This window comes from Kitasatospora sp. NPDC058170 (assembly GCF_042883905.1).
GTDB lineage: Bacteria > Actinomycetota > Actinomycetes > Streptomycetales > Streptomycetaceae > Kitasatospora.
This window is the reverse complement of record NZ_JBHVUV010000008.1, coordinates 161,383-183,402: the sequence shown is the minus strand read 5'-3', so window position 1 is coordinate 183,402 and position 22,020 is coordinate 161,383. Positions and strand designations below refer to the sequence as shown.

The following is a 22,020-nucleotide window of genomic DNA, read 5'->3' as shown; positions in this document are numbered from 1 at the left end:
GGCATCCTCGGCCGGCCCGGCCCGGCCCGGCCCGGCCCACCACCCGCCGCCCGCCCGCCGGACGGGGCCGTGCCGGGTCGGTGCCCGGCGCCACCCACGACGGGTCACACCCCCGCCGTCGCCACCACGCGCGCGCCCATGCCCGTGTCCACGCCCATCATCCCGGAGACCAGCTGGTCACGGATGCGGGCCGGCACCTCGGGAGCGAAGCGGCGCAGGTAGTGGTCCAGGTGCGTCTCGTCGCCGATCAGGAACGGCAGGTCGAACACCAGCAGCTTGCGCACCGCCAGCAGCGGCACCGGCGAACGCAGCGGACGGAACGAGGAGTTCCACAGGCCCCCCTCCTCGCACACCGGATGGAACTGGCCGATCATCAGGCCCTGCGAGACGAACTCGTCCTTGGCCTTGCGCTGCAGCTCGTCCAGCACCGTCGAGTCCGCCCGGTCCAGCTGCGGCAGCGCCAGGAGCACCGTCAGCAGCTCCCGGTCCGACTCCTCGGACAGCCGCTGCGACAACCGGTCGTACCAGGACCGCAGCCGCCCCACCACCGCCGGCAGGTCACCGCCGCCGGGCCCGTCGCCGCCCTCCACCACCGCGACGTGGAACAGCCCGCGGCGCAGCGAGGGCTGCGTGTACGGGCAGACCGGGCCGCTGCGCCCGAGGTCGGGGTGGGCGGTGGTGAGGAAGTGCCGGCTCCAGTGGAGGATCTCGCCGACCTCGGGGTGGGCGGCGGCCTCGCCGCGTTCGATCTGCTCGGCGGAGAACAGCCGCAGGTCGCCGCTCACCGCGGGCCCCGCCACATCGGGCGCAGCTGCGGGCCGCCGCCGGGCAGGGCGATGGCCTCCCCGAAGGGGGTGAAGCCGCCGCGCCGGGCGGCGGCCGCGCCGCCGGCGGAGCTGGCCTCGGTGTAGACGGCGCGGCCCTCGGCGTCGACGCGCTCCAGCAGGTGGTGCAGCAGGACGGAGACGGCGCCGGTGCGCTGGCGCCCGGGGGCGGCGGCGGCGAAGGAGACGTAGTAGTGCGGGCGGTGGCGGGGGTGGCGTTCGGCCTGCAGGCGGGTGATGGCGGCCAGGGCCCGCACGGCGGCGGGGTCCTCGACGGCCTCGGCCAGGCGGGCGGCGAACGCCTCGCCGTCGGCCTCGGTCTGCTCCCAGGCGCCGGGCGGCAGGAACAGCAGGACGGTGTCGAGGGCGTCGGTGGTCAGCACGCCCTCCCAGGCGAGGGCCTGGTCGAGGAAGGCGCGGAAGAAGGCGGGCAGGATCCGGCGCCGGTGCTGCTCGTCGGGGAAGGCCCACAGGGTGAGGGGGTCCTCCTGGAAGGCGGCGGCGAGCAGGGCGGCCAGCGCAGCGCCCTCGCCCGGGCGGGCGGGTCGGGCGGGCGGAGCCGGGGCCCGGCCGGGCCGGACGGGGCCGGAGGCGGAGGCGGGGGCTGAGACGGGGATGGTGGCAGCGGTGGCGGTGGTCAACGGGACTCTCCTCAGTGACAGCGGTGACAGCGGTGGCAGCGGCGACAGCGGCGACAGCGGTGACGGCTCGGTGACGGCTCACTCGGTGACAGCTCAGTGAAGGGAGGGCTGGAGCCGGCTCTCGGCGGCCAGCCGCGTGACGCGCTCGTGCAGGAGGTCGAGGTGGTCCTCGGCCTCGGGCTTGATCAGGACGCTGCGCAGGACCCGCGCGGTGGCGGCGTCGGGTACCGCGTCGGGGTGGCGGCGGGTGAACGCGGCGGCGTCGGTGCGCAGCACGCTCAGGTAGAGCGGGTCGTCGGGGCTGTCCATGCCGGCGCGCAGCATCCGCTCGCTCGCCGCGTCGATCTGCGACAGGTGCCCGGGTGCGCGGCTGCCGGGGCCGGTGGCGGGGCAGCCGGTCGGGCCGGCGACGGGCACGCCGTGCGGGCCGGTGGCGGGGAAGTAGGTGACGATGTCCAGCTGCGGGCTCTGGTAGAGCTTGAGCTCGGGGGAGCGCTTGATCAGTTCGGCCCAGCGCAGGGCGGCGCGGCGCCCGCCGGCCAGGACCGCGCCGAAGCCGTCCGCGGTGAGCGGCAGCAGCTGCAGGGTCAGCCACAGCGCGGCCGCCGAGGCGCCGGCCCGCGAGCACTCCAGGCTGATCTCGCCCAGGTGCAGCTCGGCGTCGGTGAAGTAGGTGTAGGGGGAGTCGTGGGCGAAGTGGCGCCCGATGCCGGGGTCGGCGAACAGCACCGCCCCGCAGCCGTAGGGCTGCAGGCCGTGCTTGTGCGGGTCGACGACCACCGAGTCGCAGCCGGCGATGGCCCGCCACGGGCGCGGGTCGATGCCCAGGCGCCGGGCGGGGTCCTCGGCCAGGGCCAGCAGGGCGAAGAACCCGCCGTAGGCGGCGTCCACGTGGACGCGGGCGCCGTGGCGCCGGGCCAGGGCCAGCACCTCGTGCACCGGGTCCACCGCGCCCAGGCCGGTGGTGCCGGCGGTGACGACGACGGTGCCGATCCGCCCGGTGGCCAGCAGCCGCTCCAGCGCGCCCGGGTCCATGCGCCCGGCGCCGTCGGCGGGCACGCTGTGGCCCTCGACGCCCAGCACGTGGCACATCCGACTGTGGGTGTAGTGGCTCTCCGCGCTGTAGGCGATGCCGCGCCCGGGGTGGCACTGGCGGGCCACGTACAGGGCCTCCAGGTTGGCGATGGTGCCGCTGCTGGTCAGATGGCCCACGTGCGCGGGCAGCCCGAACATGGCGGCCAGCGCGGCCACGCACTCGCGTTCCATGTCGTTGGTGGCGGGCCCGCCCTCGTAGGCGTGGTTGTTGGGGTTGTACTGCATCGCCGTCACATAGCCCACCTGCGCGGCCGGGTGCGGCGGCTTGACCATCTGCCCGACGTAACGGGGATGGAAGAACGGGTAGTTGTGCTCCATCCGCTTGGCGAACCGCTCGAAGACGGGAGCGAACTCCTCGTCGCCCACATGGTGCGAGGGGTGCGCCCGCCAGGGGCCGAACCGCTCGCCCCACCGCTCGGCGACCTCGACCGCGCGGGGCAGCCAGTACCGCAGGTCCACGTTTCGACCCTTCCTTGAGGGCTCTTCGACTCCTTCCCGAGTACCGTGACGTGCCCACCGCAACCCCCGCGCAACACGCCCAGCTCACCGGCCCGCCGCAGGCCCGGCCCCCCGCCGGCTCCCCGCCGGCCGCGCGCGCCCGGCGGCACGGGCCCCGCCCCGCCTCAGCGGGACTCAAGCGGCACGTAGGCGGGCGCTGTTGCAATCACCTCGGAAGCGGGCCGCAGCCGGGCGGCCGGCGCACGCCCACGCGCACCGCGTGCAGGAGGACCCGATGGTGACCAGACGCAGGATGATCGGCGCCGCCCTGGCGAGCGGGGCGGGGGTGCTGGTCATGCGCTCCACCCTGCACCCGGCGGCCACCGCCACCGCCGCCGACGGCTCGGGCGCCGCCGACGCCATGGACGGCATGGCCGGCATGGCCGGGACGGGCGCCGCGGACGGGACCGGCGGCGCGACGCCCGGCCCGGTGGTCCCGTTCACCACCGCGATGCCGATCCCCCCGGTGCTCAGCCCCACCTCCACCGACGGCGGCGCCGACACCTACACCGTCACCATGCTCAAGGTCCGCACCCGCATCCTGCCCGGGCGCCTGACCGAGGTCCTCACCTACAACGGCAGCTTCCCCGGCCCCACCATCCGGGCCCGCTCCGGACGCAAGGTGGTCGTCAAACAGGTCAACCGCCTGGACCGGCCCGTCTCCGTCCACCTGCACGGCGCCCGCGTGCCCGTCGACAGCGACGGCGGCCCGATGAACCTCGTCAACCCCGGCGCCGCCAAGACCTACACCTACCCCAACGACCAGCCCCACGCCCCCCTCTGGTACCACGACCACGCCCACCACATGGAGTCCGAACACGTCTACCGCGGCCTGTCCGGCTTCTACCTGCTCACCGACGAGGCCGAACGCGCCCTGCCGCTGCCCTCCGGCCAGTACGAACTGCCCATCGCCCTGCGCGACGCCCGCTTCGACGAGGCGGGCCGCCTCGTCTACCAGATGGACGACCCCTTCAACCGCACCACCATCCTCGCCAACGGCCGCCCCTGGCCCTACGTCGAGGTCGCCGCCCGCAAGTACCGCCTGCGCCTGCTCAACTCCTCCAACCTGCGCTTCTTCTCCCTGCGCCTGGCCGACGGCGGCCCGATGACCCTGATCGGCACCGACGGCGGCCTGCTGGAACGCCCCTTCACCACCGACACCGTCGACCTCTCACCGGGCGAACGCGCCGACGTCGTCATCGACTTCTCCCGCTACCCGATCGGCACCCGCCTCGTCCTGCAGAACACCCTGCCGCCCGGCCCCGCCGAACTCACCGGCCAGGTCCTGCGCTTCGACGTCGTACGCGCCGCCTACGACGCCAGCTCCGTGCCGTCCCGGCTGCGCACCCTGCCCGCGCTGGCCGCGCCCACCGCGCAGCGCGCCGTCGTGCTGCGGATGGACGAGGACGGGCGGGCGAACCCGCAGGCCACCATCGACGGGCGGGTCTACGACGAGAACCGGGTGGACGCCCGCGTGGCGTTCGGCGCCAGCGAGGTGTGGACGGTCACCAACGCCAACCAGCTGGCCCCGCACAACTTCCACCTGCACCTGGTGCAGTTCCGCGTCCTGGAGCGCAACGGCGCCCCCGCCGCACCGGCCGAGGCGGGCCTGAAGGACACCGTGCGCCTGCTGCCGGGGGAGACGGTGCGCCTGCAGGCCACCTTCGACTCCTACCGCGGCCGCTACCCCTACCACTGCCACCTGCTGGACCACTCCGCGATGGGCATGATGGCCCAACTGGAGATCACCTGACGAACCACCAGAGCCCCTCCGCCCGCCCGCCCGGGGAACCCCGGGCGGCCGGGCGCTGCTCCGCCACCCGCGCCCCACCCGTACCATGTAACTCATGAACACCATTGGTGACCCTTACGAGCTGCGTTCCGGCGTGCCCGACGTCGACACCTTCCGCCGCCTGCGCACCGGCGCCGGGATGAGCGACCGGCCCGCCGCGGCGGTGGCGGCCGGACTGCCCAACACCTGGTACGGCGTCACCGTGCACCACGAGGGGCACACCGTCGGGATGGGGCGGGTGGTCGGCGACGGCGGGGCGGTCTTCCAGATCACCGACGTGTGCGTCCTGCCCGGGCACCAGGGCCGGGGGCTGGGCCGGCGGATCATGGCACGGCTGACCGCGGAGCTGGAGAGCCGCGCACCCGCCGGAGCGTACGTGTCGCTGATCGCCGACGGACCGGCCCAACACCTCTACGCGCAGTACGGGTTCGCCCCGACCGCCCCCCGCTCGGTGGGCATGCACCGACTGGTCTGAACCCGGGCCCGAGGGCACCGCCCGGAGACCGGGCGGAGCCCCGCCCCCGCCCGCTCAGGCGTGGATGCGCTGACCCGGCGTGAGGATCCCCGCCGGGTCCCAGCGCCGCTTGGCGGCCACCAGCGCCGGCCAGCGCCGGCCGTAGTGGCGCCGCCAGTCCTCACGGCCCATCCGCGGAACCGCCCCGACCAGGTACCGCTTGCCGCCCAGCGCCACCGCCCGCTCGTACAGGCGCCGGTTGCGCTCCAGCATCGCGGCCACGTCCGCGCCCGGGGCGGGGAAGGCCAGCAGGTCGAAGTGGAAGCCGACCGGCTCCTCGGGCACCACCGCGAACGGACGGGTGAACCGCTCGGCCGCGTACGGGTAGAACAGCAGGATCCCCGCCCCCAGATCCGCCGGCGTCAGCTCCCGCTCCGCCTCCCGCATGAACACGCCCGCCGTGGAGGCCGGCAGGAACAGGCTCAGCCACGGCTTGGGCAGCCCCCAGAAACCCGCCGCCTTCAGGTACCCGGCGAAGCCGTCCACCCGGAACGCGTACGCGCGGAACTCCTGGTCCACCACGACCGTCTCCCCGGCCTCGTGCCGAAGCCCCCGCAGCAGCGCCGCACGGTCCGGCACCGCGCCCCCGTCGTACAGGGCCACCCCCTCGATCCGGTACCGCCACGCGGTACCCGCCGCACTGCGCAGCACCTCCCCGACCTGCAGGTCGAACCGCCCCTCGGCCATCAGCCGCTCCTGGTCGCCCAGATACGCCGCCAGGTCGTCGTAGAACAGGCTGAACACCAGCGCCCGCTCCCGCGCCGGCACCAGCCGCACCGTCGCCCGCACGATGATCCCCACCTGCCCGCCGCCGGCCAGCGCCGCCTCGAACAGCTCCCGCTCGCAGTCCGCCGAGGCGGTGACCAGCCGCCCGGTGCCGGTCACGATGTCGATCGACTCCACCGTGTCCGCCTGCAGCCCGTAGCGCTGCACACCGCCGCCGATCCCGCCCACGCTCAGCGTCCCGCCCACCGACAGGTGCAGATAGTCCGTCAGGCACGGCGGCATCCACCCCTCGGCCAGCGCGGCGTCGGTCAGCCGCGCCCAGGTGACGCCCGCCTCCACCACGGCCCGCCCCGGGGTGACGGACACGATCCGGTCCAGGCCGCGCGCATCGACGGCGATGCCCCCGGGGGCGGTGGCCTGGCCGTAGCTGGAGTGCGACTCCAGGCCCTGTCCGCCGGTGCCCGCGCCGCCGTTGTCCGCGCCGCCGGTGCCCGCGTCGCCGCTCTGGCCGTTCATCGCGACCGGAATCCGGTGGCGGCGCGCGAAGCCCACCATCGCGACCACGTCCCCTACCGACCCCGGCCGCAGCACGGCCCGCGGCGCGGCGGTCACCAGGTGCCCGAAGTCCCCGGCGAAACCCTCCAGGACGCCGGGCTCGACGACCACGCTCCCGTCCAGCGCCGGCAGCGCGGCCACCGCGCCCCCGCCCGCGCCCCCGGTGACCGCCCAGGACCGCCCGGCGGTGTTCCAGCCCACCACGGCCGCGGCCATACCGGTGATCAGACCGCGGCGCGGAAGTGCCGACTTGCTCATCCAGAGTCTCCCGATCAATCGTCAAATAGCGATAGTTCTACCGCAATCGGCACGTACACGCGCAGCCTCCGCGCCGCTCCCGCACCCGGCCCGCCCTCACCGCCCTCACCGCCCGCCCTGCCCGGTCCCCTCCGCCTGCCCGACCTGCCCCGCCTGCCGGGCCTGCTCCGCCTGCAGGGCCTCCCGCGCCCGGCCGAGCACCTTCGCCCGGTACGGGTTGCCCTCCTCCAGCGCCCGCGCCACCGCGACCGCCTCCTCCAGCAGGGCCGACCGCGCCTGCGGCAGGTCCTGCACCTGCGGCGAGCGGGCCGCCTCCAGCAGCACGTAGGCGAGCTTGGACCCGTACACCGCCGCATCGGCCTGCGCCAGCAGCCGGTACGCCGCCAGCCCCCGCGCTCCGCGCACCACCCGCCGGTCCGTGCTCAGTAGCAGCACCCGCGCCCGCAGCACCAGATCCCGGTCCACCTGTCGACCCATCGCCTTGTTCCCCCTGCGTCGTCCGCACTCCCGCCGGCGGCCGGACAGCACGACGCACGCGCCGACACCCGCACAGGGGTGCCGGCACGCGGGCCGGGGGAGTGGATGACGAGAAGTCTGCGGGCCGTCGACGGCCCCGGACAAGGCCGCACCGGCGTGCGCTACGTCCTACCGCCGGGGCCCGCGACCAGGCATGATGGTGTCGACACGCTGCCGCAGGCCGAAGCGGACCAGACCCCGGGACGGGGGGCGCCCCCGAAACGCAGGCGCTCAGCGGGCCGGCGCCTCCACGATCACCAGGGTGCCCCGGCTGCCCGGCCCGACGGCATGGCGCACACCCGCCTCCACCACGTACAGGCCGCCCGGACCCACCGGCACCACGACGCCCTCCACGACCAGCTCCAGACGCCCGTCGAGCACCAGCAGCACCTCCGCCTGCTCGTGCCACTCCTCCTCCACGGGCAGCGCATCCATCCGCAGGACCTTCACCTCGGCCGTCCCCACCCGCGCCAGCACCTGCGAGCACCACGCCCGCGGCAACCCCGCAGCAGCCTCCGACACCCGGACCGCACCCATGGCACACCTCTCCGACGGACCCCCGCCACCGGGCACCCGCACCGCTCGAACCGACCAACAGCCCGGACGCTACCGAAGCCGCCGACCCGGTTGGTCGACCGTTTGGCAAAACCTTCCACCGCCCCGACCAGCCGCCCGGCACCGCCCGCCCCGGCACCCCGTGCCCCGCACCACCGGGGTACGGCGGACCCCCGGCGGGTAGAACCCGCAGACGACAGGGGCGGGCCGGCCGACCGGGCCGCCCAGGCGCACCGCGAGGGGAACGGGCATGACCACCGAAGAACAGCACCCCGTCACCGAGGCGATGGGGGAGAGCGGCAAGCTGCTGAACGCCGCCCTGGAACGCCTCACCGCCCTGCCCCGCGAGCGCCGCCCCCGCCCGGCCGAGGAACCAGCCCTGCTGGCCTCCTTCGCCGAGCCGGTCGAAACCCTCCGCCGACTCACCGCGGACCTGTCCGACCTGGCCCACCGGCCCGACACACGAAGCGCCTTCCACCTGGCCGCAGCCGACCTCGCCCGCGCGGCGGCCCGACTGCGCGAGGCGGAACGCAAAGCCGCCGAGGACAACCACCGGGACCGCCCGTGACAGCACCGACTCGCCACCCCGGACGATCCGGCGAGCACCCCCTGCACCCCCCGCTACGTCCCACCCCCCGCTACGCGCACCAGCTCAGACGGCCCACCGCGCGATCTCGAACCCCGCCCCGCGCCGCCGCACCTGCGCCGCCCCCGCACCACCGAAGTGCGCCGGAACCACCAACTCCCGCTCGTCCGCAGCCCGTTCCAGCACCCGCCGACGACTGGCCGCCGCCCCCGCCTGGTCCTCACAGAAGCAGCTGTTGCACCCCGGCTCCAGGAACTGCACCGGACTGTGCAGCAGATCCCCCACGAACACCGCCCGCTCCCCGCCCGAGGACACCCGCAGCACCGACGACCCCGGCGTGTGCCCCGGCGCCGCCTCCAACACCAGGTTCCCGTCGATCCGGTGACCCCCCTCCCACAACCGCGCCTGCCCGGCCCGGTGCACCGGCGCGATGCTGTCCGCATACATCAACCGCCGCTCCTCCCAGTGCAGCCGACCCTCCTCACCCGCCGGCTCCTGCCGGTCCCCGTACCGCCCCTGCGGACCGTAGGCCGCATCGTCCGCCGCCGGGAACAGGTACGTCGCGTTCGGGAACGCCGGCACCCACTCACCACCCGCGTCCACCGTGTTCCACCCCACGTGGTCCGCGTGGAAGTGCGTGTTCACCACCACGTCCACATCCCCCGTCGCCACCCCCGCCTCCGCCAGACGCCCCAGGAAGTCCCCCTGCCGGTTGTGGAAGTGCGGACTGGCCGGCCGGCTGCGCCCGTTGCCCACCCCCGTGTCCACCAGCACCGTGCGCCCCTCGCTGCGCACCACCCAGGTCTGCATCGCGGCGACGTAGCTGTCGCTCTCCGGCTCCCAGTGCCCGGGCGCCAGCCACTCCTCGTTGTCCCGCCACACCTGCGCCCCGACGTCCGGCACGATCCTGGCGACCGGGCCGAACGTCCCCTGCCACTCCACGACCCTGACGATCTCCACGTCCCCGAGCACGATCGGTTCCACGGCCCCTCCACACTTCCTCGGTTTCGGCAACTGCCCCCACTCTAGGAGCGGCCAGGTGAGCCGCTCAATGCCCGTCAGGCTCTTGCGGATACGCGAGCGGCTCACCTAGGCGGCCGGCGGATACCATCGGCGCATGGACGTGGTCAGCGACGCGATAGCGGCCGTGCGGATCGGCCGGCCCTCCTCCAACCGCCTGCGGGTGCACGGCACATGGCGCGCCCGCATCCCCGAGTACGACGGCGCGGGCTTCCACGTCGTCCTGGCGGGCAGCTGCTGGCTGCTGCCCGACGGCGGCGCCCCCCTCGTCCTCGGACCGGGCGACGCCGTCCTGCTCCCGCACGGCACCGGTCACGTCCTGGCCGACGCCCCACTCGACGCCGGGGCCGCCGCGAACGCCACCCCGATCGACCGGCTGCTCACCCCCGGCCGCCCGCCGGCCCCCGCCAGGTCCCTGGTCCGCCCGAACACCGCCGCCGACACCGACACCGACGCCGCCGGGGCGGCCGAGCTGCTGTGCGGCAAGTACCGCCTGGACCACAGCCGCACCCACCCGCTGATGACCGAACTGCCCGACGTCGTCCACCTGCCCAACCGCCTCGGCCGCCACCCCGAACTACGCGCCGCCGTCGACCTGTTGGGCGGCGAACTGGCCGCCGACCGGCCCGGCGGGGCGCTCGCCGTCCCCGGCCTGATCGACCTGCTGCTGGTCTACATGGTCCGCGCCTGGCTGACCCGCGAACCCGCCGCCACCGCCCGGCCCGCCACCGCGCAGGCCGCCGCCGCGCAGGCCAACACCCAACCGGCCGGGGCCCGTTGGCCCGCCGCACTGCACGACCCCGTCGTGGCCGCCGCCCTGCGCGCCGTGCACGAGGACCCGGCCCACCCGTGGACCACCGACCGCCTCGCCGAGCGGGCCGGCGTCTCCCGCGCCACCCTCACCCGCCGCTTCACCGCCCTGGTCGGCAGCCCCCCGATGGCCTACCTCACCTGGTGGCGCCTGACCCGCGCCGCCACCCTGCTGCGCGACACCGCCCACCCCCTGGAGGCCATCGCCCGCCGCGTCGGCTACAGCACCCCCTACGCCCTCTCCCACGCCTTCACCCGCCTCTTCGGCACCACCCCCGGCCGCTACCGCACCGACACCGCCCACTAGGTCCTGTCCGGCAAGATCGGCCGGACAGGACCTGAGGCGTGTGTCAAAAGCCCGCTTCGAGTGAGCGGTCAGTCGGCAGCGAGGATGTCGGAAAGACTCACAGCGGGGCGGCCGAGCATGTCTGTCAGCGCGCGCTGTTGGCGCTCGGTCAAGGAGGCAACGAAGATCACTGCGTCAGCGTCGGCCTGGTCACAGGCCTGAGCCACCTCGCGGACCTTTCCGTGGCTCAGCAGAGTCCGCGAGGAGTAGGGCAGACCCATCTTCTGGACCCCGCCGTCCGAGACGCCCCGTCGTTGCACCATCTGCACGACGACCCGGGCGCCGCGCGCTGCCAGTTCTGTGGCCGCCGACGCCATGAGCGTTTCGAAGTCCTTCTGTTTCGCAGAGAAGTAGCCAACCAGGACAACATCGGCGCCCACGGCCGTGAACCGGAACGCCTGGCGCTGGGCCGGCTCCGACGGCACACGGCGAGCCAGACGCCGGTCGCGCCTTCGAGGCTGATGCATGCGCCACAGGCTAAATGCCTCACCACCTGCAGCGGTACCGCGTTTCTCGCCGACCGCGCATGGCCGGCGAGGTCAGAGCCGCTCGTTGATGACGGCGATCGTGACGGTGGCCTCGTAGCGGACGGCGGGCTTGTCGTGTCTCGTGGCCAAAGTCCGGCTTCCGCCGGCGAACTTGTCCGGCCTCGCCGGACGGCTTGCTTGCCCGCGGGTCGGGCGGCGCATGCTCGTTGGTTCAGCGGCCGGGCCTCACTGTGGGTTGTTAGGGTGGGGCAGGTCAGGGGCGGCTGAGGTGTGGGGGATCCATGGGTTCGCAAGACGGTAGTGACCGTGCGGGTTTCGGGTGCGTGGCGTGCTGCGCCGAGGACGCCGCGGTGGCGGAGGCGCACCACGGCAGCCGCGACGGGGTTCGGCTCGAGACGATGATTCGGGACGACTCGCATTTCATCGTCTCTGTTCAGCGGTGCGGCCTGTGCTCGCAGGCCTTCGTGAGCGTGTTCACCGAGTACGTCGACTGGGTCGCCTCGCAGGACGCGCAGTACCGCACCGTGCTGCCGATCACGGACGCCGAGGCGGACGACCTGGTGGCGGGGCGGTTGAGCCTGCACCGGCTAGGGGCCCTGGGAGACGGCCGCCGCCATCTGCAGAGCGACTGGCCGAGCGGTGCCGAAAAGCCGTCCGTGTACTGGGGCAGCGGCGCCTTCGGGGTCAGCGAGGGGCACTGACCCGGACGGCGCGCTGTGGGCCTGTCGGTTGTGCATGTCGTTGTCGCCCCGCCACCGCACGGCGGCGCAGGGGGCGCCCGGCCCGAGGGCGCTCCTCAACGCCGGCCAGGCCGCACTCCGCCGTGCAGCCATCCTCATCCGGTCCCGCAGACGACCCGAGGGGCAGGCCCCGGCCGGGGAGCGTCCTTCGGATCACCCCTTCCGGGCTTCGGGACTCACTCGGACGGGTCGGGGGCCGGAGCGACTGCGGCGTGGCCGCCGGGGTGTCGAGCGTGCGCGCGGTACGCCTTTCCTGCACACGCCCCCGCACGGAATCGGGTACCCCCATGACTCTCCGCCGCCTGGCGCAGGCCGCCCTGGTCCTCGCCCTGGCCTGCCCGCTCGCTCCCGCCGCCCCCGCGCTGGCCGCCGCCCCCGCGCTGGCCGCCGCCCCGGCCGCCGCTCCGGCCGTCCGGGCGCTCATCCAGCCCCCGCTCCCCGTCGAGGCCCTCCCGGCGCAGGTCGAACAGGCCTGCCGCATCTGGGGGAACCTCGAGTGGCCCACCAGCCGCCACCCCGTCGACTACCAGATTCCCGGCCCGGAGTACATCCGCGGCAGCAACCCCTACGGCAACCGCAGCGGGGACCTCCCGGAGGGCGGTGTGTACCACGAGTACGACGTCAACCCCCGCCCGACGCCCACCACCCACCGGGACGCCGAGCGCCTGGTCCGCGACGAGCGCACCGCGCAGACCTGGTACAGCGCCGACCACTACGCCAACTTCCGCGAGATCTCCGAAGGCTGCTGACGCGCCCGCAGCGCCCGAGCCCCCGCCCGGGTCCGGCCCGGTGGGACCTCCCGCCGGGCCGGACCCGGGCGGGGCCTACGCCTGCCCGGCCGTGTCGACCAGCCGGAAGGCCAGGCAGGCCACGGCGGTGTCGTCCCCGACCGTGCTGCCCAGGCGCTGCCAGTAGCCGCGGTGGCCCGCGCGCCACTCCTCCAGGGACGCGTCGCCCTCGCCCTCGGCCGCCGCGTGCTCCCAGCCCACCTCACCGAAGGGCCGCACCTCCACCGCGGTGATCTCGACGGTGGCGACCGGCCGGCCGCGGTCGTCCAGCAGGGCCAGCCGCTCGCCGACGTGCTCCAACTCCTCGCCCTCCTCGGCGTACTCCCCGAACAGGCCGGTGGTGGTGGTCTTCGCCCCGCTCAGCACCAGGGAGTTCAGCCAGGTCCGCATCCCGTCCGGGGTGCCCAGCTCAAGGGAGCGCATGCCGTCGATCCGCGGCCACATCGCCGTACCGCCCTCACCCGGCGTCCACCGGCTCGAAAGGGGTTGCCTGCGCCCGAGCGTAACGGCCCGCCCCCGTCCCCGGCTCCCACCGCCCCGCGCGGCCCCCGTGGGGCGCGTCCCCGCCGGGCGCGTCGTCACCGCGCGCGTCGTCACCGCGCGCTGAACACGGCCTCCTCGAAGGCGGCGGACACGGTGAAGCCCAGCCGCTCGTACAGCCCCCGCGCGGTGGCGTGGTCGGCGTGCACGTTGAGCCCGACCCGGTCGACGCCGTCCTCGCGCAGCAGGCGGCACAGCTGCGCGACGCACGCCCCCGCAGCGCCGCGCCCGCGCGCCGACGGAAGGGTGGCCACGTTGCCGATCACGGCCACCCGGTGGCCGGGGGAGTACACGTGCACCCCGGCGACGGCCGTCAGCACGCCGTCCGCGTCGCGCACCCCCGTGTACCGCCCGGTGGCGAGCATCCGCTCGTCGAACCAGTTGCCCGGATAGGCGGCCGCGAACAGGGCGAGCACCTCCGCCAGGTCGCCGGCGTCCAGGGTCCGCGGCAGCCACTCGCCGCGCGGGTGCGCCGCCGCGGCGTCCGGGTCGGTCAGCGTCATCCGCACCAGCGCGTCGCGGTGCTCCACCGTGTACGCCGCCGACAGTACCTCGCCCGCGCCCCCGGTCAGATGGGCCAGGAACCGCCGCGGCAGCACCGGCAGCATCGCCCGCAGCAGCTCCTCCAGCGCCCCCGCCCGGCTCGGCCGCGCGAACCCCAGCACGGTCGGGATCTCGCCGACCCCGTACACCAGGGCCACCGGCCCGTCGCCGCCCGCCAGCGCGTACCACGTGGTGTGCGGCCACAGCAGGTCGTCGAGGTCGCCGAGCTCCATCAGGTGCAGCGCCGGATCGCGCTCGAACCGGGCGGCCAGGGCGGCTTTGTCATGCAGGCTGATCAGGGACATCAGGCCACCCTACGACCTCGCCCGGAGCCCCCGCCCACCCGGATCCGGCCCGCCGTGCGTACGGACCAAGTCGCCCGGCCGTGCTGCCGGTTACCCCCGGGTGAAGACTCGCGACACCCCTTCCGACCGGCCCCGACAGCTGGCCACACTGTTGTCATGACCCGCACTCTACGCGCGTGGAAGACGCGCGCCGCCGCCGTTGCCGCCGTCACCCTGCTGACCCTGGCGCCCGCTGTGGTCGCCACCGAGGCCCACGCCGCCGTCAGCGGCAAGGTGTGCCTGTCGGCGCTGCCGTCGCAGGCCGACCACACCCTCGACCTGATCGCCGCCGGGGGGCCGTTCCCCTACTCCCAGGACGGCATCGTCTTCCAGAACCGCGAGCGCGTCCTGCCCGCCAAGTCCTCCGGCTACTACCACGAGTACACCGTCGTCACCCCCGGTTCCCCCACCCGCGGCGCCCGCCGCATCGTCACCGGCCAGGCGTACCACGAGGACTACTACACCGCCGACCACTACGCGACGTTCCGCCGCGTCGACTTCGCCTGCTGACCCGGTCCCTCCCGCGGCACCCCGCCCGTACCCGCAGCTGCCACTGCCCGTAGCCACCTCCCCGGCCGCCACCCCGGCCGCGTCGGCGGGCCTCCCCGTGCGGGAGGCCCGCCTCCGCCGTCCCGGCCGAAGGGCCCGCGCCCGGCCTGCCTGAGGCCCCGCGTCCGGCCCGCCCGAAGCCCCGCGCCCGTCCCCGCCCGCCCGCGAAGTGGCGCACCGTCAGCTCTTCCCGGGTGCGAGCGGGCGCTTGTAGTAGCGCCACGGGAACCAGCCGGCGCCGACCGGGATCCAGCCCTCGGCCTCCATCCGGCGCTGGCGCCCGGCGGACGCGAGCGTCACCCGGCAGTGCTCCCAGGGCCGGTCGGACAGCTCCACCTCGTGGTGCAGCGCGCCGTAGCCGATCAGGTGCCAGCCCATGCGCCCGGCCTCCGCCAGGGCGGCCATCTCGTTGACGGCCGACAGCGGGCTGAGGATGCGGCGCTCCGGGGCGCCCGGCAGGTAGGGGGTGGCCGCGGTCGGGAGGATGTCGGCGGGCTTGTCCGCGAAGCGCTGCTGGGCGGCCTGGCGGCTCACCCCGAGGACGCGGCCCACCGCGTCCCAGCTGTGGCCCGAGGCCCGGGCGCCCTGGACGGCCTCGCGCAGCAGGCGCCCGGCCTCCTCGGCGCCGACCCGGGAGGCGTCGACCAGTCGCAGGTAGCCGTCGGTGTCGTGCTCCAGGGACTCCGCCAGGCCCTCGGGGGCGCCGAGGACGGCCGCCGCGATGCCCTCGCGGATGCGGGCGGCCTCCTGCGGGCCGAGGAGCGCCTCGCCGCTCATCGCCGCACCCCGTCGGCGGCGGTCGCGGGCAGGGGGAGGAGGGCGTCGAGCGCGTCCTCGTCACGGCGGGCCCGCTTCGCCTCGGCGTCGGCCCGGGCGGCCAGCGCGCCGACGGCGGCGATGAGCGCGAGGTCCACGGCGGCCAGCGCGGCCGTGGCGGGGGTGCCGAGCCGGTCGGCGAACACCGCGGTCAGGGCGGGCAGCCCCACCGCGAGCGGGAGGACTGCGGTCAGCGGCGTGACGGCGGGGGGCGTGGCCCCGGGGAGGCTCTGCGGCTTCATGATCGGCATGTGTCAAGGAAACCTTGACGAGGGCTCACTTGTCAAGGATCTGTTGACACCCCGGTCGGCGCCGGACGCGCTCGCCCGATCGCCGCGGCCCGGGGCGCCCGGCGGGCGCGGCTCAGCCCAGCAGTGCCCGGAACCGGGCGTTCTCCCCCTCGGCGTACGGGCCGAACCGGGCCGTGGCGTCATCGCTGACCACACGCACGAAAACGGCCCTGCCGGCCCGGGCGGCGTGCTCCCACTCGGGGAATCCGCCGAGCCACGCACGGGCGTCCCGGGGCTCCCAGCCGTACCCCATGAGCCGCACCGCCGTCTGTGCGGCGTCCACCCACGCGGGGCCGACGGCGGGCATGGCCCAATCGACCAGGTAGCCGCACCGGGACGCGATCAGGAGATTGTGCGGGTTGGTGTCGGTGTGCAACAGCGACGAGCCTTCGAGCGCCTCGGCGTCCCCGGGGCGAAGGACCCGGCGGTACCGCTCGGCCAGCGACGGGACGAGTCCGCCGCCAGGCGCGCGGCAGGAACGGGCGCGCCTGAGGACGTCGGCGACGATCGCCGCGTCCCCCGACCGGGGCGTGAGGTCGGCATGCCGGCCGTCCACGTGGTCGAAGGCGACCAGGTGCCATCCGTCGACGACGGCCTCCCAGCGCATCGCCGGGCCCACCCCGCCGACCGCCGCGTTGACGCCGGCCTCCATGCGCTGCGCCTCCCAGCTGCCGCGGTCGGCGACGAGCGCGCCCTTGAGGAACAGCCTCGCGGTTGCCGTCGAGAGGATCAGCGCCGTCCGGCAGGTGATCCCCTCCGGTACCGTCTCGGCGGAGAGCACCTCCCCGTCGCGCTCTTCGACCACCGCCCTTACCGCTGCGGGAAGTTCGTCCCAGCCGACGTGGGGTTCCATACCTCGATCCCTTCCGCGAAGGGGAGGGGGCCCCGGACCGGCCCCTCCCCGGACTCGCATGATCAGCCCTGTGTGGCGCCGCACTTGACGCAGCGCACCTTGGCACTCCACGTCTGGTACTGGTGGTCTCCGCCGGCCGGGCAGCTGCCGTTGCCCAGGATGTGCGCCGTGACCCTCTGTCGCATGGCCGTACTTCCCTTCATCGGGTTGATGAGTCTTTCAGGGGCCCGCTCCGACCGTTCGGGCTGCGCTCACGCGGCCACGGGTGAGCCCTGATCCAGTTGAACGGGTCCACGGGCGCTTCAGGGAGCGTCCTCACGCCGCACCCGCCTTGTTGCGGCACTTTGCGTCGTGCCCGTCACGGAGCTTCTGAATGTCGCGCACGGCGTCCTCGTCGTGAAGCTCTGCGGGGGCCTCGGCGAAGATGCCGGCCATGCGGTCGAACGACCGGCACACCGGGCACTCCGCCGGAACCTCGGGGACCGTCTCAGACTGCTTCACGCTGACTCCCGTCGGGACAGATGTCCGCACCACAGGTGCAGGGGGGCCACTCCCGCAGGATGCCCCGGCCGATCGCCTTCGCCGTGTATGCCGTCGTCCTCGTCCAGGAGGTGATGGACGGCGAAGCCACTTGGCCGCGACTCGCCTTGCAGGGGGAGTGCCTCCTGGGGCCCGGGGCGTTCGCTGCCATCGGCTCCGCTCCTCTCCGTGTTCGTACGGAAAGGCTGCCGTGACGGATGTGCGGGCAACAGGGACGGTACGTCCTACTTCTGATCGCTAATCAGCTACGCCCAGATTCTGCGCCAACCTCCGCAGGCCAGGCGGGCGCGCGGGTCCGGCCCGGAGATCGGCCACGATGGACACGGCAAGGGTGTGGTGCCTCATCCAGCCGGGAGCGACCCGCTGAAGCTTCTCGAGGCTGGCCACCGCTCCCGCTGCATCGCCGATGTCCGCATAGGCGCGGGCGACGTCGAGGAGCAGCCAGGTGCGCCACGACGGGGGGGTGTCGGCGCTGAGCCGCATGCCCCGGGCCAACTCCAGGGCCTCGTCCGGTCGAGCGTGCTGGACTGCCAGGCGGACCCGCTCGATTCGCACCGAGGAGCGGCTGAAGATGCTGACCATCCGTCCGTCGGTGGGCGCCGGCAGCCGGGCGAGGCGCGTCGTCGCCCGTTCGGCGGTGAGCATCATGTCCGACGCGCCGCCGTAGTCCCCATGGCGGGCCGTGCTGGTTGCAGCCGACATGATCAGGCCGCCCCAGACCCGTAGGCCTTCAGCACTTGTGGAGTGCTCCCGCTCGACACCGTCGGCGGCGTGAACCGCAAGGGATCGGGCGTCGTCCAGCCGGTTCTGGCGTTGGTACGCCCACGCCACCGAGTTGCAGATCATTGCGGGCAGCAAGGGATCCTCGGAGGAGTCTGCCGCCGCTATCGCCCGTTCCAGACTGGACAGGCCGAGATCGGTCTTGCCCAGCCGGATGGCGAGATGGCCACCGAGTTGAAGGGCCTTTCCCAGCGCGTGCTGGCCCTCCGGCCGATCCCGTCCCCTGCCCACGGCGGCAGCAAGACGGGCGTCGGCGATGATGCCGGGCAGCACTTCCATCACACGGCCGAACTCGGCGGCGTGGTACAGCGTCCAGGCGTCCGCGATCTCGGCACGGAGCATCGGCAGCGAGAGCCGGTCCGCCCCGTCGGACGCGGGAGGTGGAGCGAACAGTGGCGGCATGATGGCGCGGCGGACGGCGACCAGTTCCGGGGGCTCGGCGTCGCCGGTGGACGGCACGGCGGGAGGATCTCCCAGGAGCGTCGTGAGTTCGACGTCAAGGCCTTTGGCCAAGGCGTGGAGTGTGGGCAGCCTCGCGGACTGTTTGCGCCTCTGCTCCAACTTCCGGACAACGTCCACGGACACGCCGGACTTCTCCGCCAGGCCTTCCTGCGTCAGATCCGCCATCCTGCGCAGCTTGGCCAGGCGGTCCCCGAGATGGTCGTTCGCCATGGGCTCGACACTACGCCTCGGCGAAAGCGGGACCGGGTGCTCTCTCCGGTCGGCTTTCTGCGGTGCCCGTTCCCGCGGCACTAGCATCGGGCCCGTGATCGTATGGCTCAACGGCACCCACGGCGCGGGCAAGACGACGACCAGTGCGCTCGTGCAGCCACTCATCCCGGACTCACGTGTGTTCGACGCCGAGAAGGTCGGCGAGACGCTCATGGACATCACGCCGGGGCTGCCCGGGACGGACAACTTCCAGCACTGGCCGCCGTGGCGGCCGCTCGTGGTCGAGACCGCCCGCCATGTGCTCGACTACACCGGCGGCACCCTGGTGATACCCATGACCGTGCTGGTCGAGCGGTACTGGCGCGAGATCAGCACGGGCCTCGCCCAGCATGCCATCCCGGTGCGGCACTTCGTCCTCCACGCCGACCAGGCCACCCTGCGCGGACGCATCGCGGGGGACACCGTCCTCGGCCCCGACTCCCCGTTCCGTCTCAAGTACCTCGAGCCCTATGCCGAGGCGGCCCGCACCTGGCTGCACGCCGAGGCGGAGGTCGTCGACACCACACACCTCACGCCCGCCGAGGCCGCCCGGCAGATCGCAGCGGCCGTCAACGGCTGAGCTCCGCCCGCCTGCGAAAAGGCTCAGCGCAGGCCACCCACACCCCGGCCCCGACACCCCGGCGCCGGTCCCCGTTGCGGAGTTCCCCGACCCCGACCCCCGACCCTGTCATCCGTCAGGTACGACGGGCCTGTGCCGTCCTCCTACAGTGCTGACAACCGGCCAAAACGGCCGCAACGGAGGGAAACACCCATGCGCAGGACGATTCGGGGCGCTGCCGCCCTCGCCATCGCGGCGGTTGCCGTGCTGAGCGCCAACACCACCGGGGCCCAGGCCGCGGACGGCAGCTGGGACGGCTGTCCGTACGGGGCGGTCTGCATCTACCCGCAGGACTCGCCCACCGGCTCGCCGACCGACGTCTTCCGGACCTACGGCGCCCACAACCTCAGCAACCAGAACGGCTGGCACTGGGTGCTCAACAACCAGTCCGGCGGCGCCCACGCCCACCTGTGCACCGGCTACAACGGCACCGGCTGCAACTACGACATGGCCGCCCAGAACGGCGTCTACGCCGACCTCACGCCCATCAACTCCATCACCCTCGACCGCCCCTGACCGGGCGCCGGCCGGGCCCGGTCCGCTGTCGCGGGGGAGCGGACCGGGCCCGCGCCGGGGTGGCGGGATCTTGGCGAACAGCGGCGATCACGCCGCTCGCGGGGTGCGGCGGGCGGGGGAGAGGATCGGGGCACCGCCCGCCGGGGGCGCCCCAGGAAGCCCGAGGAGCACCGACATGACCGCCAGCGCCGTTCTCAGCACCCCCGCCGCCGATCCGGCCGCGGCCGCCGCACACTTCCTGGCCCGGCTGTCCTTCGAGGCGGACGTGTCGGACGTGCACGCCGACCTCGCGGCCGGCGTGCCCGGGGTGGTGGTGGTCGACTCCCGCGCCGGGGCCGCCTGGTCGCAGGGCCGCATCCCGGGCGCGCTGCACATCCCCACCGCCCGGATCGCCGAGCTGGCGCCGCAGCTGGTCGACCCCTCGGCCACCGTCGTCACCTACTGCTGGGGCCCGGGCTGCAACGGCGCCACCCGCGCGGCGCTGGCCTTCGCCCGCCTCGGCTACCGGGTCAAGGAGATGATCGGCGGCTTCGAGTACTGGGCGCGCGAGGGCTTCGCCTACGACAGCGACCAGGGCCCGGACCGACGCCCGGTCGACGACCTGACCGCCCCGCGCTCGGGCATCGCCTGCGCCTGCTGACGCACCGCGCCTGCTGACCCCGCCGCGCCTGCTGACGCACCCGCAGCGCACCCGCCCCGCACCGCCCGCAGCCGTCGTGGACCCGTCCACGGCGGCTGCACGACCACGCACCATAGCAATGTGAAATTGTATTGACAAGCCCGTCCGTCGCGCACGGTAACGGAAGGATCTCGAAGGCGGGCGCCGCCCCGCGAGGCCCTTGACGACGCCGCGAGGGCGGGCGTTTGCTGTGACCCACTCGTTCGGGACTGTTGGGTTCTGCTGGATTTTGTGTGTTTGAACGTTCAAATCGAGGAGTAGCGCCATGCCGGAACGAACCGTCCCGGAGTACCTGCAGCAGTTCGACGAACCGTCCGGCTACCTGGACTTCGCCCGGTTCGGACCGGTGTCCGCCCAGGTGCGCGACGCGCTGGTCGGCTCCGCCTCGGCGATCCACCACCGCGGCTGGGACGCCCTGGCCGACCTGGACGCGGCGACGGGGGAGTGCGCCCGCACCGCCGCCGGGCTGCTCGGCTGCGCACCGCACGAGATCGCCTTCGTCGGCTCGACCTCGCACGGCATGTTCGCCGCCGCCCACGCCTTCGGCGCCCACACGCCCACCGCCCACACGCCCACCGGCCGCCCGTCCCGCGCCCCGGGCACCACCGCCCCGGGCACGGTGCTGGCGAGCCGGGCGGACTTCCCCGGCGCGCTCTACCCCTGGCTGCGCGCGGCCGGCAACGGGGGCCTGGCGGTGCGCCTGATGGACGGTCCGGTGACGGCGGACGCGGTACGGGCCCACCTGGACGAGGGGGTGCGCGCGGTGTCGGTGTGCGCGGTGGACGCCGCGACCGGGTTCCGGGCGCCGCTGGCGGCCATCAAGGAGGTGATCGGCCCGCAGCGGGTGCTGGTGGTGGACGCGGTCCAGGCGCTCGGCGCGGTGGACCTCGAAGCCGACGCCGCGGACGTCCTCGCCTCGGGCGGCCAGAAGTGGCTGCGGGCCGGCTGGGGCGCGGCGCTGCTGCTGGTGCGCGACCGGGTGGCGGACCGGCTCGACCCCGGACTGGGCGGCTGGTCGGGCGTCCTGGACCCGATCGAGGCGCCCGACCACCCGCGCCCCGCCCGCCCCGGCGCCGTCGCCCACACCCTCACCAACCCGGACGGCCCGGCCGTCGCCGCGCTGGGCGCGGGCCTGGCCCTGGTCCGCAACACCGGGATCGAGCGGATCGCCGCCCTGATCGACGGGGCCCTCGACGCACTGCTCGACGCCGCCCGCGCCGTCGGCGCCCGCACCCCTGGCGCCACCGGCAGCGGCATCGCCCGCTTCCGCCTGCCGGGCGCCGACCCGCAGGCCGTCCACGACGCACTGACCCGGGCCGGGCTCGCCACCACCCTGCGCGGCGGCTGGATCCGGCTGTCACCGCACGCGAGCACCGACCCGAAGACCGCCGCCGCCCGGCTCTCCGAGGCCCTGCACGCCGCCCGCGCCGCCTGACCCACCATCACCCCCCATTCGGTACCCGCCGCCCGGCACCCCCGCCGCCCGGC

27 protein-coding genes are annotated in these 22,020 nt (G+C 74.5%); 11 read left to right on the top strand and 16 right to left on the bottom strand.

Features of this window, described 5'->3' with window-relative positions:
* Positions 1–104: 104 nt before the first annotated feature.
* From ACFVVX_RS11755 to ACFVVX_RS11745, 3 genes are all read right to left on the bottom strand, one after another.
* Positions 105–785 (bottom strand): DUF6875 domain-containing protein, encoded by a 681-nt coding sequence (locus ACFVVX_RS11755; protein WP_387944126.1) that lies wholly within the window; start codon positions 783–785, stop codon positions 105–107.
* The gene (locus ACFVVX_RS11750; protein ID WP_387944124.1) at positions 782–1,465 is read right to left on the bottom strand and encodes a hypothetical protein; all 684 of its coding nucleotides are present in this window, start codon (positions 1,463–1,465) and stop codon (positions 782–784) included. Before ACFVVX_RS11750 ends, ACFVVX_RS11755 begins: the two co-directional genes overlap by 4 nt.
* Positions 1,466–1,558: 93 nt before the next feature.
* Entirely contained in the window at positions 1,559–3,019 is a 1,461-nt protein-coding gene (locus ACFVVX_RS11745; RefSeq protein WP_387944122.1) for a pyridoxal phosphate-dependent decarboxylase family protein, read from the bottom strand.
* A 274-nt stretch (positions 3,020–3,293) separates the two neighbouring features.
* Here ACFVVX_RS11745 and ACFVVX_RS11740 point away from each other — a divergent pair, with 274 nt between their 5' ends.
* Complete coding sequence (locus ACFVVX_RS11740; RefSeq protein ID WP_387944120.1) at positions 3,294–4,811, top strand: multicopper oxidase family protein; 1,518 nt, start codon at positions 3,294–3,296, stop codon at positions 4,809–4,811.
* A gap of 94 nt (positions 4,812–4,905) precedes the next feature.
* The gene (locus ACFVVX_RS11735) at positions 4,906–5,325 is read left to right on the top strand and encodes a GNAT family N-acetyltransferase (protein ID WP_387944118.1); all 420 of its coding nucleotides are present in this window, start codon (positions 4,906–4,908) and stop codon (positions 5,323–5,325) included.
* Positions 5,326–5,379: 54 nt separating this feature from the next.
* Here the strand turns inward: ACFVVX_RS11735 and ACFVVX_RS11730 are convergent, their stop codons facing one another.
* The 3 genes from ACFVVX_RS11730 to ACFVVX_RS11720 all read right to left on the bottom strand — a co-directional run bounded on the left by ACFVVX_RS11730 (position 5,380) and on the right by ACFVVX_RS11720 (position 7,896).
* On the bottom strand, positions 5,380–6,903 hold the full coding sequence (locus ACFVVX_RS11730; protein ID WP_387944116.1) for an FAD-binding protein: 1,524 nt from the start codon (positions 6,901–6,903) through the stop codon (positions 5,380–5,382).
* A 105-nt stretch (positions 6,904–7,008) separates the two neighbouring features.
* Entirely contained in the window at positions 7,009–7,380 is a 372-nt protein-coding gene (locus tag ACFVVX_RS11725; protein WP_387944114.1) for a hypothetical protein, read from the bottom strand.
* A 270-nt stretch (positions 7,381–7,650) separates the two neighbouring features.
* Positions 7,651–7,896, bottom strand: a complete 246-nt coding sequence (locus tag ACFVVX_RS11720; RefSeq protein WP_387944112.1) for a cupin domain-containing protein — start codon at positions 7,894–7,896, stop codon at positions 7,651–7,653.
* A 328-nt stretch (positions 7,897–8,224) separates the two neighbouring features.
* Between ACFVVX_RS11720 and ACFVVX_RS11715 the strand changes: the two genes are divergently transcribed.
* Positions 8,225–8,542 (top strand): hypothetical protein, encoded by a 318-nt coding sequence (locus tag ACFVVX_RS11715; RefSeq protein ID WP_387944110.1) that lies wholly within the window; start codon positions 8,225–8,227, stop codon positions 8,540–8,542.
* A gap of 84 nt (positions 8,543–8,626) precedes the next feature.
* Here the strand turns inward: ACFVVX_RS11715 and ACFVVX_RS11710 are convergent, their stop codons facing one another.
* Positions 8,627–9,544: an MBL fold metallo-hydrolase gene (locus ACFVVX_RS11710; RefSeq protein WP_387944108.1), complete on the bottom strand. Its 918-nt coding sequence runs from the start codon at positions 9,542–9,544 to the stop codon at positions 8,627–8,629.
* Positions 9,545–9,677: 133 nt separating this feature from the next.
* Between ACFVVX_RS11710 and ACFVVX_RS11705 the strand changes: the two genes are divergently transcribed.
* Entirely contained in the window at positions 9,678–10,697 is a 1,020-nt protein-coding gene (locus ACFVVX_RS11705) for a cupin domain-containing protein (RefSeq protein WP_387944106.1), read from the top strand.
* Positions 10,698–10,765: 68 nt separating this feature from the next.
* On the opposite strand, the gene ACFVVX_RS11700 is transcribed toward ACFVVX_RS11705, so the two are convergent.
* Positions 10,766–11,203 carry a hypothetical protein gene (locus tag ACFVVX_RS11700; protein ID WP_387944104.1) on the bottom strand — a complete coding sequence of 146 codons (438 nt, stop codon included), beginning with the start codon at positions 11,201–11,203 and terminating at the stop codon, positions 10,766–10,768.
* 371 nt (positions 11,204–11,574) lie between these two features.
* Here ACFVVX_RS11700 and ACFVVX_RS11695 point away from each other — a divergent pair, with 371 nt between their 5' ends.
* Together ACFVVX_RS11695 and ACFVVX_RS11690 are read left to right on the top strand one after the other, a co-directional pair.
* Positions 11,575–11,925 (top strand): hypothetical protein, encoded by a 351-nt coding sequence (locus ACFVVX_RS11695; RefSeq protein ID WP_387944102.1) that lies wholly within the window; start codon positions 11,575–11,577, stop codon positions 11,923–11,925.
* 326 nt (positions 11,926–12,251) lie between these two features.
* Positions 12,252–12,713, top strand: a complete 462-nt coding sequence (locus ACFVVX_RS11690) for a ribonuclease domain-containing protein (RefSeq protein WP_387944100.1) — start codon at positions 12,252–12,254, stop codon at positions 12,711–12,713.
* Positions 12,714–12,788: 75 nt separating this feature from the next.
* Here ACFVVX_RS11690 and ACFVVX_RS11685 read toward each other — a convergent pair whose 3' ends face one another.
* Entirely contained in the window at positions 12,789–13,175 is a 387-nt protein-coding gene (locus ACFVVX_RS11685; RefSeq protein ID WP_387944098.1) for an ASCH domain-containing protein, read from the bottom strand.
* A 170-nt stretch (positions 13,176–13,345) separates the two neighbouring features.
* Positions 13,346–14,140, bottom strand: coding sequence for a GNAT family N-acetyltransferase (locus ACFVVX_RS11680; RefSeq protein WP_387944096.1), 795 nt, complete (start codon positions 14,138–14,140; stop codon positions 13,346–13,348).
* Between the two features lie 156 nt (positions 14,141–14,296).
* On the opposite strand from ACFVVX_RS11680, the gene ACFVVX_RS11675 reads away from it, so the two are divergent.
* The gene (locus tag ACFVVX_RS11675; RefSeq protein WP_387944094.1) at positions 14,297–14,689 is read left to right on the top strand and encodes a ribonuclease; all 393 of its coding nucleotides are present in this window, start codon (positions 14,297–14,299) and stop codon (positions 14,687–14,689) included.
* Between the two features lie 219 nt (positions 14,690–14,908).
* Here ACFVVX_RS11675 and ACFVVX_RS11670 read toward each other — a convergent pair whose 3' ends face one another.
* The 6 genes from ACFVVX_RS11670 to ACFVVX_RS11645 form a co-directional block, all read right to left on the bottom strand.
* Positions 14,909–15,505, bottom strand: coding sequence for a hypothetical protein (locus tag ACFVVX_RS11670; RefSeq protein WP_387944092.1), 597 nt, complete (start codon positions 15,503–15,505; stop codon positions 14,909–14,911).
* Positions 15,502–15,795 (bottom strand): hypothetical protein, encoded by a 294-nt coding sequence (locus ACFVVX_RS11665; RefSeq protein ID WP_387944090.1) that lies wholly within the window; start codon positions 15,793–15,795, stop codon positions 15,502–15,504. Before ACFVVX_RS11665 ends, ACFVVX_RS11670 begins: the two co-directional genes overlap by 4 nt.
* A gap of 112 nt (positions 15,796–15,907) precedes the next feature.
* The gene (locus ACFVVX_RS11660; protein WP_387944088.1) at positions 15,908–16,687 is read right to left on the bottom strand and encodes a phosphotransferase family protein; all 780 of its coding nucleotides are present in this window, start codon (positions 16,685–16,687) and stop codon (positions 15,908–15,910) included.
* Between the two features lie 62 nt (positions 16,688–16,749).
* Entirely contained in the window at positions 16,750–16,872 is a 123-nt protein-coding gene (locus tag ACFVVX_RS11655; RefSeq protein ID WP_387944086.1) for a hypothetical protein, read from the bottom strand.
* 130 nt (positions 16,873–17,002) lie between these two features.
* Complete coding sequence (locus ACFVVX_RS11650) at positions 17,003–17,188, bottom strand: hypothetical protein (protein ID WP_387944084.1); 186 nt, start codon at positions 17,186–17,188, stop codon at positions 17,003–17,005.
* A gap of 276 nt (positions 17,189–17,464) precedes the next feature.
* A complete protein-coding gene (locus tag ACFVVX_RS11645; RefSeq protein WP_387944082.1) occupies positions 17,465–18,679 on the bottom strand; it encodes a helix-turn-helix domain-containing protein in 1,215 nt (404 codons plus the stop codon).
* A 94-nt stretch (positions 18,680–18,773) separates the two neighbouring features.
* Here ACFVVX_RS11645 and ACFVVX_RS11640 point away from each other — a divergent pair, with 94 nt between their 5' ends.
* From ACFVVX_RS11640 to ACFVVX_RS11625, 4 genes are all read left to right on the top strand, one after another.
* On the top strand, positions 18,774–19,298 hold the full coding sequence (locus ACFVVX_RS11640) for an ATP-binding protein (protein WP_387944080.1): 525 nt from the start codon (positions 18,774–18,776) through the stop codon (positions 19,296–19,298).
* Positions 19,299–19,490: 192 nt separating this feature from the next.
* Positions 19,491–19,853 (top strand): hypothetical protein, encoded by a 363-nt coding sequence (locus ACFVVX_RS11635; RefSeq protein ID WP_387944078.1) that lies wholly within the window; start codon positions 19,491–19,493, stop codon positions 19,851–19,853.
* A gap of 175 nt (positions 19,854–20,028) precedes the next feature.
* Positions 20,029–20,493 (top strand): rhodanese-like domain-containing protein, encoded by a 465-nt coding sequence (locus ACFVVX_RS11630; protein ID WP_387944076.1) that lies wholly within the window; start codon positions 20,029–20,031, stop codon positions 20,491–20,493.
* 304 nt (positions 20,494–20,797) lie between these two features.
* On the top strand, positions 20,798–21,967 hold the full coding sequence (locus tag ACFVVX_RS11625; RefSeq protein WP_387944074.1) for an aminotransferase class V-fold PLP-dependent enzyme: 1,170 nt from the start codon (positions 20,798–20,800) through the stop codon (positions 21,965–21,967).
* Positions 21,968–22,020: the final 53 nt, after the last annotated feature.